The sequence below is a fragment of the Porphyromonas gingivicanis JCM 15907 genome, assembly GCF_000614585.1.
Classification (GTDB): Bacteria; Bacteroidota; Bacteroidia; order Bacteroidales; family Porphyromonadaceae; genus Porphyromonas; species Porphyromonas gingivicanis.
The window spans coordinates 159,987-174,797 of record NZ_BAKX01000002.1 but is presented as its reverse complement, the minus strand read 5'-3'; the positions used below and the strand labels follow the sequence as shown (position 1 = coordinate 174,797).

Sequence of the window (14,811 nt, the reverse complement as noted above, 5' to 3'; positions counted from 1 at the left end):
TTTTATGGACTTAAAGAAAAAAGCACTCTTCAATGAGTTGGGAGACATAGAACTCTCTAAACGTCGTTTAATTAACGGAAATACAACCAACCTCAACGATTTTAACAACATCAAATATACATGGGTCTCCAACTGGTATCGTACAGCTATGAACAACTTTTGGATACCCGAAGAGATCAATCTCAGTCAGGACATCAAGGACTATCGCCTGCTATCGCCTGCCGAAAAGAATGCCTACGATAAAATCCTCTCCTTCTTAATCTTCTTAGACAGCATCCAAACAGCCAATCTCCCCAGTGTAGGCGAGTATATCACCGCCAACGAGGTCAATCTCTGCCTCACCATACAAGCATTCCAAGAGGCGGTACACTCTCAGAGTTATAGCTATATGTTGGACACTATCTGCTCTCCCGAAGAGCGCACCGACATACTCTATCAGTGGAGAGACGACCCCCACTTGCTACGTCGTAACAAGTTCATCGGCGATATCTACAACGAGTTTCAAGAAAACAAAACCCCTGAGCAGTTGCTCCGTACTATGGTGGCAAATTATATCCTTGAGGGGGTTTACTTCTACTCAGGTTTCATGTTCTTTTACAACTTAGGACGCATCGGAAAAATGCCCGGTTCTGTTCAAGAGATACGTTATATAAATAGGGACGAAAATACGCACCTATGGCTCTTCCGCTCTATGATATTGGAACTCAAAAAAGAAGCCCCCGAACTTTTCACACCCGAAAGCGAAGAACTCTTCCGAAGTATGATTAAGGAGGGAGCACTCCAAGAAATCGAATGGGGTAAGTATGTTATTGGCAACGAAATAGAGGGCCTTACCGAACAAATGGTCAGCGATTATATTATGTATTTGGCCAATCTACGCTCAGCAAATCTTGGTTTAGGGGTTATTTTCCCTGGCTACGAAGAGGAACCTATGAGTATGGGGTGGGTGTCGCAGTACAGCAATTCCAACCTCATAAAAACTGACTTTTTTGAGGCAAAACCCAGTGCCTATGCCAAGTCTGCTTCTATCGAAGACGATCTTTAAGCGAAGCTTTTTTATACTCTCAGGCTACCTAATGCCCCTTTTCACAGGGGCATTTCTCTTTGAAAAGTTTACTTTATCGGAGAGTTTTTGATATATGTCGCAAAAAAAGGTATAACTTTGCGCTCGTGGATTATTAAGTATTTTATTATAAAGCAAGTAAAAACAGATGCAAAACAAAGGATTTGTGATCTTCATCACAGTTGCGTTGGCCATTATCTGTGCCTACTATCTATCCTTTACTCCCGTGGTTCGCCACTATGAGAGCAAAGCAGAGGCGATGACCGCTGCAGGACAAGACGGTAAAGCGTACCTCGACTCAATGGCTAATGAGAATGTTTGGTTTGGACAAACGCTCAAGAAAGCAAGAACACAACAAATCGGATTAGGACTTGACCTCAAAGGAGGGATGAACGTAGTATTGCGCCTCAATGCAAAAGATCTGCTCATCAACCTCTCTGGCCATAGTGAAGATCCTAACTTTCTCAAAGCCTTGGACAATGCTGCCAAGTCTTCTCAATCGGGAGACTTCATCGACAAGTTCGTTAGCGAGTACAAAAAAATAGCCCCAGAAGGTCAGCTCTCTATAATCTTTGGTAATGGAGACCTTCGTGAGCAAGTATCCGCTCGTAGCACCAATGAGGAGGTTATCAAAATCCTTAAGGAAAAATATAATAGTGCATCTGAAGCCTCTATCAACGTGTTACGCACCCGTATAGACGCTTCGGGGTAGTCGCTCCCAACATCCAAAAGATAGAAGGAGAGGGGCGTATATTAGTAGAACTCCCAGGGGTTAAAGAACCTGAGCGTGTACGTAGCCTCTTGCAACAGAGTGCTAACCTCCAATTCTGGCGGACGTATGACTATACAGAAGTAGAAGGCGACCTAATCAATGCCAATAATCGTCTCTCTGCTATGGCATCACTCTCTTCTACTAAAGCAACTGTCGAAGAAGAGTCTGCCACAGAAACACCTGCGACAGAAGAGGAAGCGACCTCAACAGAAGTTACTCCCGAGGAACAACCCAAGAAGCTCCTCAGGTAGAAGAAAAAGCTACTGAACCTATGGGGAATGTGCTTTTCAATCGCCTCAATCTCGTCAATAGAGGAGTAATCGTTGGTATGGCACGCAATGCCAATCGAGCTGCTATCGACAGTTTGATTCAAGTAGCCAAAGAACAAGGATTTATACGTGAAGACCTTCTTCTTCTTTGGGGGAATGCTCCTTATGTAGACCCTGAAACCAAGAGAGAGACAGACCTTTACGAACTCTATGCTATACGTGGCAATCGCTCGGGACAACCCGACTTAGGGGGAGATGTTGTAACCTCCTCAAAGAGTGAAATGAGCCAGTCTATCGTTAATAGAGGCCCAGTGGTTACAATGGCTATGAATGAAGAGGGAGCGCGCAAATGGGCTCGACTCACAAAAGAGAACATCGGCAAGCCTATTGCCGTGGTTTTGGACAATGTGGTTTACTCTGCCCCTGCCCCTCGTGGTGAGATTACAGGTGGACGCTCTGAAATTAGCGGAGACTTTACTGTAGAGCAGACTGTGGACCTTGCCAATGTACTCAGCTCTGGACGCATGGAGGCAACTGTTACTATTGAGCAAGAAAACGTTGTAGGGCCTACCCTCGGAGAAGAATCTATCCGTTCTGGTGTTATTTCCTTCTTCGTAGCACTTCTTATCCTTATGATATATATGTGCTTGGCATACGGCTTCATACCTGGTATGGTAGCTAATGGGGCACTTATCATCAACAGCTTCTTTACCTTAGGTATTTTGGCCTCGTTCCATTCGGTGCTTACCCTCTCTGGTATCGCAGGGTTGGTGCTTACATTAGGTATGGCGGTAGATGCCAACGTGCTTATATTTGAACGTATCAAAGAAGAGTTGCGTGCAGGCAAATCTGTAACCCGTGCTATTGCCGATGGATACGGAAACGCTTTCTCCGCTATCTTCGACTCCAACCTCACAACGATTATTACAGGAATTATCCTCTACACATTTGGTACAGGTCCTATTCGTGGTTTTGCCACCACACTGATTATAGGTTTGATTGCCTCGTTCGTTACTGCCGTATTCCTAACTCGTATTGTTGTGGAATGGCTTGACAAAAAAGGCAAGATGAGCAAGGTAACCTACACGACCTCTATTACTCGCAACATACTAACCAACCCCTCATTCAACATATTAGGTAAGCGTAAACTTGGTATAGCTATCCCTGTGATTCTTGTGCTCATAGGACTTGTGGGGTACTTCACCTTAGGGTTAAACAAGGGTATCGAGTTCTCTGGAGGACGTAACTTTGTCATAGCTTTTGACCAAAAGGTGAATATCGAAGAGATCCGAGCAGCTTTAGCTCCTGAGTTGGATAACAAACTCGTGGTAACCTCTATTGGTAACGAAGGTACCGAAGTACGTATCGCCACGAACTATATGATTGAAGAAAACACAGCTGAAGTAGAAGATGCTATCAACGAAAAGCTCTACAACGCTTGCAAAGACTTCTATCAAACCCCTGTGACTAAAGACACTTTCCTTTCTGAAAGCATTGTAAGTTCTCAAAAAGTTAGTGCCAGCATGTCTAAAGATATTAGTCGCAAGGCATTTATTGCGGTGCTTATCTCACTGATCTTTATGGCTCTTTACATTTTGCTTCGTTTCCGTCGTATCTCTTACTCTATCGGGGCCTTTGCATCGGTAACGGCTACCACACTAAGCATTATAGCTCTCTATATCTTACTGTGGAAACTTATGCCATTTACAATGGAAATCGATCAGAACTTCATTGCAGCTATCTTGGCAATTATCGGGTACTCTATCAACGACACTGTGGTAGTCTTCGACCGCATTCGTGAAACTGTAAAGACCTATCCCAATAGAGACCTCTATACGACCATTAACGATGCGTTGAATAGTACTCTATCCAGAACGTTGAATACTTCGCTAACCACTTTCATTGTGATGTTTATCATCTTCATATTCGGAGGGGCTTCTATGCGCAGTTTCACGTTTGCGATTTTGCTTGGGGTGGTAATTGGTACTTATAGTACACTCTTTGTAGCTTCTCCTATAGCTTATATGCTTGCTACTAAGAAATCAAAGAAACAAGTGGCAAAGAAATGATTTGCAGTCAGTAAAATAACTTAATAAAGTTCCCTATCATGAAGACTCCCTCTTCTTTCACATATGTGTTGGAGGGAGTCTTCGGCTTTAGGGAGGCACAAAAAACTCCGAAAGAGATTTAGGATACAACGCCTCTATTCACAAAACAAAAAGCCTCCCTACCCTGCGAAATACGAAAAGAAAAATGTAAGTATTGAAGATAATAATTAAGAGAACAGAAATTAAAAAGGATTTTTATGAGACAAAACAGAGTACGTTTTATTAGCCTTTTGCTTTTGACACTCATAAGCATAGGCTGGACCTACGCTCAAACCCTTGTTACGGGTAGAGTATTGGACAAAGAGCAAAAGACTCCTATTGTCGGAGCTTCTGTAACCACAGGACAGGGAGCTACCCTCCGTGGCACGACTACCGATGTAGATGGCAACTTCAAACTCGAAGTACCTCGCAACGCTACTTTGACCATCAGAAGTGTAGGCTATGTATCTTACACCCATAAGTTATCGGCTACCACTCGCACACACTCATTGGGTGCGATCTATTTGGCAGAAGATGCTGTTAGTTTGGGACAAGTAGAAGTAATCGCCTCTATCGTGCCGAAAGATAGAAAGGTACCCGTACCCGTTTCTAACATCTCTCTGGCACAAATCGAGAGCAAGGCTTTCAACACAGAATTCCCAGAGCTTCTTAAGTCTACCCCTTCGGTATATGTTACTCGTTCGGGTGGTGGTTTCGGAGACTCTCGTATTATGATGCGTGGGTTCGACACCAATAACCTCGGTGTACTCATCAACGGAGTACCCGTAAACGATATGGAAAGCGGACGTGTGTACTGGAGTAACTGGGCAGGATTGAACGATGTATCTTCTTTGGTGCAGGTACAACGTGGTTTGGGAGCTTCTCGCCTTGGTATCTCTTCCGTAGGGGGAACTATCAACATCGTAACAAAGAACATAGATGCTAAGAAAGGCGGTAGCGTATACACCGGTATCGGTAACGACCAATACGCCAAGCATGGATTTAGCATTTCTACAGGTCTTATGGACAACGGTTGGGCTCTTACTGCCTCTGGAGCTACCTCTTATGGTGATGGTTATGTTAGAGGAACCGACTTCCGTGGCTGGAGTTACTTCTTAAACCTATCTAAGAAAATCAACGATGAGCACACTGTTTCACTCACAGCTTTCGGTGCACCTCAATGGCACAACCAAAGATCGGCTCGCCACACACAAGCGCAATATGCCGAACACCCCGATAAGGAACGCATGAACTTAGAGTATGGTTACCTCAACGGAGGGGTATACTCTGCTCGTCACAACTATTACCACAAGCCACAACTCTCTCTCAACCACCTTTGGAGAATAGACGAAAGTTCTTCTCTCAGCACTGCTGTTTACGCTTCTATCGCTAACGGAGGAGGTCGTCGTGTAGATGGTAAAGTAGAAAAAGTAGCAGGTAAGACCGTTCGCTACACTAACTGGATCGAAGCATACCGTGGTAAACTTGACCCTATTGCTAAGCGTACTCCCAGTGGACTTGTAGACTGGGAAAGTATCTTCGCAGCCAATGCCTCCGAAGGGGACAACGGCTCTAAGGCTATCCTTGCCAACAGTGTAAACAATCACCAGTGGTACGGCATCCTCTCTACCTATCGCAATCGTCTTGATGAGCAGTTTACTATTACAGCTGGTTTGGACGGACGCTTCTACCGTGGCGACCACTACAAGCAAGTGTACGACCTTTTGGGTGGAAAAAACTACCAAAATCAACTCCTCCAAAGCCAAGTAAATGCAGGTAAAACTACGCTTCAAGTGGGCGACATCTTCGACTACCACAACATAGGCGAAGTACTTTGGGGCGGAGCCTTTGCACAGGGCGAATTCACCAGCGATGAGTTCGACGCTTTCCTCTCAGGATCTCTTACTTACCAAGGTTACCGCTACCTCGTTCCCGATGGATACAGCGTTGCTAATGCCAAAAAGTTAGCTCCTGAGATACGTGATCGTGCCGCTTCGGATCGCATAAACTTTATGCCCTTTAGTGTAAAGGCGGGAGCTTCTTACAAATTCCTTGACTACAATAATGTATTTATCAACGCAGGTTACTTCACACGTGCGCCCCACTTCGGAGGGACCTTCCTCAACTACTCTACCGAAATCAACAAGCACCTAACCAATGAGAAAATTCTCACTGCCGAGTTGGGTTACGGCTTTACCAATGAGTATGTACGTGTTAACTTGAACGGTTACTATACCAAGTGGAATGACCGCTTCTTGCGTCGCTCCAGTGTACTCGATAATCGTCAGTACTTTAACTTCCGTGGTTTGAATGCTCAACACATGGGGGTAGAGTTGGAGGCAGAAGCTCGTCCCGTAGACGAATTGCGTCTTAATGCTATGGTTTCTTGGGGAGACTGGCGTTGGGGAGGCAAGACTTACTACGATGTGTACGATGACTCTCAAACCAAATTGGGCGAAGGCGAAATCAACCTCAACGGCGTGCACGTAGGTAACTCTGCTCAGTTTACTGCAGCCTTTGGATTTGACTGGGAAGTATTCTCTAAACTCCACCTACGTGGTAACATCAACTACTTCGGTAAAAACTTTGCGGACTTCGAGCCTACTAACCGTCTTAGCAAGAACGCAAGTGGCGAAATTGAAGTGTACACCGGCGATGCTTGGCAAATGCCTAACTACACCTTAGTAGACCTCTCTACAAGCTACAGCTTCGAACTCTATAAGGGTATGACAGCTACCATCTTCGGAGGAGTTAATAACCTTTTGAATACTCGCTATATAGCCGATGCTACCGATGGTGTTAAGGTAGATAGCAACAATGTACGTACAGGCGAAGATGCCCTCGTATGGTACGGCTTTGGACGCACTTGGCAGATGGGTATGCGCGTTAACTTCTAACGCTCTACTTATCTAAACGAACTACAAAAAGCTGTATCCTTTATCGGGGTACAGCTTTTTCTTTTTAGCCTCCTTGCAAGATGCTCCTCCATCATTGCAAGAGGCTTTTTTTCAGAGTGATTTGCGCACCCTTCTGCCACCATCTACCTCAACTTTCGAAACCCTCCGACTAAACCGCCAAAAGCATCCGAGTAAACTACCCAAACCATCCGTGCAAACTTTCGAGACCATTAACCCTTTCGAGCAAAAGGATTAATGGTTGCAAAACGAAGACTCAAGCCTTGCAAAAAATTCGCTAAAGACAAGAAGTATCCAAAAGCATACAAGAATGCGAAAAGAGGCTTCTACACCAAAGTTCGCCTAAGATTAAAGAGGAGATTACTTCCAATCTAAAGAAGGCTTATTTATAAGATTTTTGTTCCTTTCTATGCTGTGCATAAATACGTTGGACAAAGTATAGAGTCGAAAGAAATAGATAGATACAGAAATTATATAGACTTTGACCACCTTTCTGACAATGAAAAAGAGAATCCTCTCCCAAGAGATTATTGAGTGTCATAGAACAACATCGTACTCGGTCACGTAGCAAAATACGTTATCGACGTCTACAGATTCTAAACGATAGCGTTGCCCTATTTGAGAAAGGGGCAAACTTCGGGGCGATACATCTGCTCTTTTTCTCTTTGCTCCTATGACCATAAATCTATGATTTTTAGTACCTTTGTCAAGAATGTTTCAAGAAGAAAAATAATTTAAGATGACTATGTTAACACCCGTAACTAAGACGATTGATCTTGGTGATGGACGTTCCATCAAGATCGAAACGGGAAAATTGGCTAAACAAGCCGACGGTGCTGTCACCGTAACTATGGGCAATACCGTGTTGCTCGCTACTGTATGTGCTGCTTCTGAGGCAGCTCCCGACTGCGACTTTATGCCGCTTCAAGTAGATTACAAAGAGAAGTACTCTTCTATTGGTCGCTTCCCTGGAGGGTTCACCAAGAGAGAAGGAAAGGCTTCTGACTATGAGATATTGACCAGCCGTTTGGTAGATAGAGCCTTGCGCCCCCTCTTCCCCTCAGATTACCACGCAGAGGTATTTGTTAGCATCACGCTTTTCTCTGCCGATGGTGTAGATATCCCCGATGCTTTGGCTGGCTTAGCAGCTTCTGCTGCACTTGCCGTTTCGGACATCCCTTTCGAAGGCCCTATCAGTGAGGTACGTGTGGCTCGCGTAGATGGTAAGATTATCATTAACCCTACTTTTGAACAGTTGGAAAACGCTGACATCGACATGATGGTAGCCGCTACGATGGATAACATCATGATGGTTGAAGGTGAGATGGACGAAGTACAAGAGAGCGACATGCTCGAAGCTATCAAAGTAGCCCACGAAGCGATAAAAAAACAATGCCAAGCTCAGTTAGAACTCTCTGCCGCAGTAGGCAAATTGGAAAAACGCGCTTACTGTCATGAAGAAAATGACGAAGAGCTACGCAAAGATGTACACGACAAGTGCTATGCAAAGGCCTACGCCATTGCCACAAGCGGTACCGACAAACACGCTCGTGCCGAGGCTTTCAAAAACTTGGTAGAGGAATACAAGGCACAATTCACCGAAGAGGAATTAGCTCTCAAAAAGACCATGATAGCCCGCTACTACCACGATGTGGAAAAGGAAGCTATGCGTCGCGCTATTTTGGACGAAGGTAAACGTCTTGACGGTCGTAAAACTACGGAAATTCGTCCTATATGGATTGAAACCGACTGTCTTCCTATGCCACATGGATCGGCTATCTTCACACGTGGAGAGACCCAATCTTTGACCACGGTTACCTTGGGCACAAAAGCTGATGAAAAACTCGTAGACGATGTACTCTATCGTACTAAGGAGCGTTTCCTCTTACACTACAACTTTCCTCCCTTCTCTACAGGCGAAGCTCGTCCCCAACGTGCCACTGGTCGTCGCGAGATTGGACATGGTAACTTGGCATTCCGTGCACTCAAACGTATGATCCCCCAAGATTGCCCCTATGTAGTACGTGTTATTAGCGACATATTGGAGTCGAACGGCTCTTCCTCTATGGCCACTGTTTGTGCTGGTACACTGGCTCTTATGGATGCTGGGGTGCAAATCAAGAAACCCGTATCGGGTATCGCCATGGGGCTTATCAGCGAAAATAAGGGTACCAACTATGCTATCCTCTCAGATATCCTCGGAGACGAAGACCACCTCGGAGATATGGACTTCAAGGTAACAGGGACACGAGATGGTATCACTGCTACTCAGATGGACATCAAGGTAGATGGACTCAGCTATGAAATCTTAGAGAACGCACTTCGTCAGGCTCGCGATGGCCGTATGCATATTCTTGGTAAAATCGAAGAGGCTATGCCTGCTGTCCGTCCCGACCTGAAGCCACAAGCTCCTCGCATTGAGCGATTGCGTGTACCTAAAGAATTTATTGGAGCTATTATCGGTCCTGGAGGTAAGATTATCCAAGGTATTCAAGAAAAGAGTGGTGCTGTGGTAAGCATTGAGGAGGTTGAGGGCGAAGGCCATGTAGAAATCTCCAGTGCCAACAAGGAGGCTTTAGATGTAGCTATGGCAATGATTAAAGGTATTGTGGCATTACCCGAAGTAGGCGAAGTATATGAAGGTAAGATTACCTCCGTTATGCCTTATGGATGCTTTGTAGAGTTTCTCCCTGGCAAAGAAGGGTTACTCCATATTAGTGAAATAGATTGGAAGCGTTTCGAAAAAATCGAAGACACCAATTTACACGAAGGAGATAACGTTAAGATACAACTCTTGGAGATTGACCCCAAGACGGGTAAATTCAAACTTTCTCGTCGCTCGTTGCGTGAAAAACCTGCTGACTATGTTGAGCCAGAACGCCGTCCTCGCCGTCGTGAGGAGGGTGAGCGTGGCGAACGCCGTCGCAGAGAATAGTTTCTCTCAAGAGTAAATCTACTGAGACCGTTAAATGGTCTTTTACCCATCGAAGCCCTTTCTCTTGTTCTATCAAGGAGAAGGGGCTTTCTCTTTTGTCCTCTTTCTCCCCACTTATAGGATAAAAGAGCGCTTTGCAACTATATCAAAAACTATCTCCTGCTTGAGTAGGCTATAAAGCACTCGCTAAAAAGTCTGAAATCTACAAAAAAGCCGCCCAGCATTCCCCAATATCCTCCTATCTCTTCCATTCATTTACAAAATAACAAGTGTAAACACCTGACATATACTTCACATATGTCAAAGAAAACCCTTGCTTGTTTTGTATTTTATAACTAAATTGCAGTCGATTTCAGTTAAACATATCCAATACATCGCTTTTTTACTTCGATGTCTTTGAATAAACCTCTATCGAGGTAATGAATACTTTTATTCATAAAAACATCAGTCCTATTTGACAGGACATTAGGAAAATATTTATTAAAAAAAGAAGAAAACATTCCATAATAGCTAACCTTTAAGAGGGAGCATCGCAGAGCTATTCGCAATAAGCACTGCCCAAAGTCGATTAAGGAGAGGGGTATCAAGAAGAAACAGTGGAAAGATATTTACTAAAAACGAGGGTATCCCCCTCCCGTAGTAGAAGGTATAGAACGGATAATAGAGCCATACAACAAAAGTTAATTGCCCAGTACCCCTCCCATAGCAGAAGGTATCGAACTCGACTATGAGAGAGTAGGCTATTAGAAAGAGAGAGAAAGAACCAATAACATCAGATATGTGTACAAAACGGCTTAAACTATTTCTTTATTCCCTACTGGTACTCTCGCTCGGAGTGCTAAGCAGTTGTCGCAAACAAATCCCCAACAATGGGAACAACCCACAAACCCCTCCCCAACTACCATGCCAAATCTTCACTAAAATCGGAGGAACTCTTGACGAGTTGCGTGCCTTCGAAATAGCCCAGCCCCATCGCCGTCCTGCGGTAAAGATACCTGAACAGGTAGAGAGCGACGAACTGTGGATAGCCATCTCCTACATACTAACCCCTTCGGGCGACTTAGCCCCTTGTCATACAGTAGCCTACTCGGGACGAGGTAACTCGGTAGATCGCATCAATCTTTTTATGAAAAGCAGAGAGGTGTACACTACAATGATAAGCCCTTGGCTACTCTATCACTACCGTCCGATAGGCATTTCTAAAGATGGACGTACCGTTTACGAAGATAAACAGCTCTCCTCTCCCTCCGCAGAAGATACACTCATAGCCGTTTCCCTGATAGACAATGACAACGACCCTAAAAAGAGCGAGTACAAACTGCTATGGGCATTCAGAAAAGATATTGAACTACAATAAATACATATAAACGATGAAACATCTATTACACACATTATTTCTCTCTGCCTTTGCGCTACCTATGGGCAATCTCTGTGTGGCGCAAGAACAAGTAGTCCCTCCCACCCCATTCTTTCACACGAGCTTTGAGACGTGGAGCAAGAACGACTTAAACGAAGAAATCATAAATATCGAGGGCTATCGATGGAAACTCTGCAACGCTACCATAGCAGAAAATAAGCTAAAACGCATACCTTCAGGACAAAAAGCTCTGGAGTTGGTCGCAGGGTCTCTCAATGGTATTCCTACCACCTTTGAACTACTCGACAATATCCCTGCCAGTCAAATCTCTTTTGTACTTGCTACTTCGGGGATGGACGGCGTTATTTCAAAAGATAATACCGCTTGGATATACGAACTTAGTTACGATGATGGAAAAACTTGGCAGAAAGCTAACTCTGCATTGTTCACATTAGATCTCTTCCCCTCGGTAATCACCATTGAAGCTCCCGATATGGACAATCGTCCATTCCGCTTCCGGATACGCTATCAAAGTCAAGATGAAAGAAGACTGGGCTCAGGCTTTCGCATTCTTATAGACGACCTTTGCTTCTATCCTTACGAGACGGGCGTAGATGCAGCTTGGGACATACGCCCAGAAGGCATTGTCAATGGTTATGAAACTACCCAAACTCGCCTCGAAGTAAAGCCACAAATCAGTGGAGCAAGTTGGATACTATGGGGGTCTACTCCAGAGCCTTACTACAGCTCTACCACCTATATGACAGTAACACTCGATAATGATCAAAAAGTAGACATAAAGCATCTTAACGATGAAATCGAGGGGCACAGTGCCATTTTCGACAATCTCAGCGAAGGTAAGCATAGTCTCGAACTGCAATTTGTCGATATTACCTCAAATAAACCCTACCCTGGTATTGCAAGTTATAAGATGGACTTCTGGGTACGCCCCTACAAAAAGATACAGTCGCTCAAAGAACTGAAGAAAGGCAATGTAGGCGAGTTTTACGAAATAACTCCCGAAAAAGATGATTTGTATCTCAACTTCTCGATACCGCTATGCAATCAACATTGGTTAATACAAGGGGAAGCGGGCATTATGCTCAATGACCCTCTTTACTACCTACCCATAGCAAAAGATTTACCTCTAAAGAAAAAAGCAGTACAATCTATTAGGGGGCAGTTAGTGCGCCAAGATAACAACCTCGCTTTTGTACTCGACACTACACCCAAAATCAAGGAAACGGAAGCCGACTGGAGCCTTATCAACTTCACTTGCAAAGAGTTCAAAGAGTTAGCCCCTATCAAGGAACAACTCCACGGGCTGTGCCTATCGCTCCAAGCGGTTTATATCTCCGAAGCGATTAGCAACACTACAACTCCCTTTATTCCAGCTCCCAACCGTCGCTTCTCTTTTAAGGATAAGAACGGCGACCTTCTTGCGGCACAAAACATCTATCCGCACCTTTTCCTCCGCAATAAAACAATCCCTCAAAGCCGCCTTACGGTGTTTGGCTTTATGGGCAAAGACTTTGCCTCAGGAGAGATGGTCATTTTCCCTATTTTAGCAAAAGAAAATCCGCTTGACGATGCGGTGCAACCCATTCTCAACTCCGAACTTATCCAACTTGCCTACACAGGAGAAGGCATCGAACTAACGGCTCAGAAGAAGTGCCAAGTACACCTCTTCTCCCTTGACGGCAATACTATTAGAGAGCAACGCATCGAACCCCATACTCCCACCTCAATTGTCTTACCTGCACAGAGCTACATCCTCATTGCTTACGATGAGGAAGAAGGCAACTACGTAACCCACAAAATAATCCTCTAACCTTTGAGATTCTCAACATGAAAAAAGTGTATCTAATTATGGTTGCCTGTATAGCAACCTTACTAAGCCTCAACAGCCAAGCTCAAGAGATAGCTCACGGAGCGTTGGATAAGTCTTTTCGCCCCACGCTGGACGGCAATGTCTTTGTCGTACTTCCCAATTCGGACGGAACCATCATGGTAGGAGGTAGCTTTGCTAATGCTGGATACAACGATGAAGATGCGGTATATATGGGCAACATTATACGCCTAAACTCTAACGGCAATCCCGACAAGAGCTTCAACACAGGAGGCATAGGTTTCGACAATAGTGTCTACTCCATACTCCGCACCCCAGAGGGCAAATATCTCGTATCGGGTCGCTTTAGCAAGTACAACGACCAACCCGTAGGGATGCTTGTACGCCTAATGCCCGATGGCTCATTAGACCCAACGTTCAATAATAACAATACGTTTACTCTCGATGGCTTTCACGCCAACTACACCCCCTCTGTAAGCAAGATTTTCATTCACCCCTCAGGACAGATCTACGTAGTAGGAGGCTTCAACAAAGTGAACGATATATTTGCCCCCTTTGTGGCGCGCTTCTCGGCAGATGGGCAGCACGATGGTAGCTATCAACCTGTCGATAAAGTGAACTTTAAGACCGACCCCAGCATATTGGGGGCTTATATGGACCATGACGGAAGTTTCTTTATTACGGGGAGTTTCTCTCGCTATGGAGGCATTATAGGGTGCGATAGAGTGGTACGCTTCTTGCCCGACGGCAGTCTCGATCCCGAATTTCAATCACCCGAATTTAAGGATAGCGAAGACGGAGGTTGTACTGTAAAAAGTATAACTCCCTACGATACAGGACACTATCTCGTAGCGGGCGACTTTGTAAAGGTCAATGAGCAAGAGCGTTTTCTCACCTGTGTCATCGACAGGCAGGGCAATGTAGTAGAAGAGTACAAGCCTTTTAATTTCTCAGGAGACGATAACAACATCACATGGGCAGCCTACTACGCCCTTCGCTATATGGATTGGATATTCGTTGCAGGGGGAGATGTTACAGCTCCTCAAACCTCTTTTATCCACTCCTTCGATAGTAAGGGAAGCGAGATAACCGATGGTTTCAAATTAGATACAAAACCCGACCGCACCGCCACTTTCTTATATGCCGATCCCATTAACGGATGGCTCTATGTGTCGGGACTATTCAACAAAATCAACAAAGACGTAGTCCCCTACTTCGGGCGCATAAGCATTGCCAAAGATCCTATGGCTATCCAAGCTCCTATCATAGCTACCGAAGAGGCGCACCTTACGATACACCAAGAGGGAAGTAACCTTTTTATAACGGCATCGGATGCCATTACCGAAGCATCGCTTTACTCGATGGAGGGCAAACTGCTAACGAGTGGTAAGAGCCTCGACGAAGCTACTCTACAGATAAAAACCCCTTCGGCAGGCAACTACTTCGTGAAAGTAGTACTTGTAAATGGAACAACAGCCACTAAAAAGCTGATTGTCCGATAGAGCGATTGCTGTAGCAAGTCCAATGCTACTAATCGTGATCTGATTGGTTAGCCTATTTTAGA

General features: G+C 44.8%; 7 protein-coding genes and 1 pseudogene. 7 read left to right on the top strand and 1 reads right to left on the bottom strand.

Features of this window, described 5'->3' with window-relative positions:
• Positions 1-4: 4 nt before the first annotated feature.
• From JCM15907_RS02865 to JCM15907_RS02855, 3 genes and pseudogenes are all read left to right on the top strand, one after another.
• Positions 5-1,045, top strand: a complete 1,041-nt coding sequence (locus JCM15907_RS02865) for a ribonucleotide-diphosphate reductase subunit beta (protein ID WP_025842648.1) — start codon at positions 5-7, stop codon at positions 1,043-1,045.
• 166 nt (positions 1,046-1,211) lie between these two features.
• Positions 1,212-4,173, top strand: a pseudogene (gene secDF, locus JCM15907_RS10360) (protein translocase subunit SecDF).
• A gap of 236 nt (positions 4,174-4,409) precedes the next feature.
• Complete coding sequence (locus JCM15907_RS02855; RefSeq protein WP_025842647.1) at positions 4,410-7,088, top strand: TonB-dependent receptor; 2,679 nt, start codon at positions 4,410-4,412, stop codon at positions 7,086-7,088.
• Positions 7,089-7,643: 555 nt separating this feature from the next.
• Here JCM15907_RS02855 and JCM15907_RS12970 read toward each other — a convergent pair.
• The gene (locus JCM15907_RS12970) at positions 7,644-7,787 is read right to left on the bottom strand and encodes a hypothetical protein (RefSeq protein WP_159099906.1); all 144 of its coding nucleotides are present in this window, start codon (positions 7,785-7,787) and stop codon (positions 7,644-7,646) included.
• A gap of 64 nt (positions 7,788-7,851) precedes the next feature.
• Here JCM15907_RS12970 and JCM15907_RS02850 point away from each other — a divergent pair, with 64 nt between their 5' ends.
• The 4 genes from JCM15907_RS02850 (at position 7,852) to JCM15907_RS02830 (ending at position 14,749) form a co-directional block, all read left to right on the top strand.
• Positions 7,852-10,041: a polyribonucleotide nucleotidyltransferase gene (locus JCM15907_RS02850; protein WP_025842646.1), complete on the top strand. Its 2,190-nt coding sequence runs from the start codon at positions 7,852-7,854 to the stop codon at positions 10,039-10,041.
• A 778-nt stretch (positions 10,042-10,819) separates the two neighbouring features.
• Positions 10,820-11,398 carry a hypothetical protein gene (locus JCM15907_RS02840; RefSeq protein ID WP_025842645.1) on the top strand — a complete coding sequence of 193 codons (579 nt, stop codon included), beginning with the start codon at positions 10,820-10,822 and terminating at the stop codon, positions 11,396-11,398.
• 13 nt (positions 11,399-11,411) lie between these two features.
• Positions 11,412-13,229, top strand: coding sequence for a hypothetical protein (locus JCM15907_RS02835; protein ID WP_025842644.1), 1,818 nt, complete (start codon positions 11,412-11,414; stop codon positions 13,227-13,229).
• 38 nt (positions 13,230-13,267) lie between these two features.
• Positions 13,268-14,749 carry a T9SS type A sorting domain-containing protein gene (locus JCM15907_RS02830; protein ID WP_159099905.1) on the top strand — a complete coding sequence of 494 codons (1,482 nt, stop codon included), beginning with the start codon at positions 13,268-13,270 and terminating at the stop codon, positions 14,747-14,749.
• Positions 14,750-14,811: the final 62 nt, after the last annotated feature.

Coding starts and splice junctions, on each gene's coding strand:
- JCM15907_RS02865 (WP_025842648.1), top strand. CDS start 5: ATGGACTTAAAGAAAAAAGCACTCTTCAATGAGTTGGGAGACATAGAA.
- JCM15907_RS02855 (WP_025842647.1), top strand. CDS start 4,410: ATGAGACAAAACAGAGTACGTTTTATTAGCCTTTTGCTTTTGACACTC.
- JCM15907_RS12970 (WP_159099906.1), bottom strand. CDS start 7,787: ATGGTCATAGGAGCAAAGAGAAAAAGAGCAGATGTATCGCCCCGAAGT.
- JCM15907_RS02850 (WP_025842646.1), top strand. CDS start 7,852: ATGTTAACACCCGTAACTAAGACGATTGATCTTGGTGATGGACGTTCC.
- JCM15907_RS02840 (WP_025842645.1), top strand. CDS start 10,820: ATGTGTACAAAACGGCTTAAACTATTTCTTTATTCCCTACTGGTACTC.
- JCM15907_RS02835 (WP_025842644.1), top strand. CDS start 11,412: ATGAAACATCTATTACACACATTATTTCTCTCTGCCTTTGCGCTACCT.
- JCM15907_RS02830 (WP_159099905.1), top strand. CDS start 13,268: ATGGTTGCCTGTATAGCAACCTTACTAAGCCTCAACAGCCAAGCTCAA.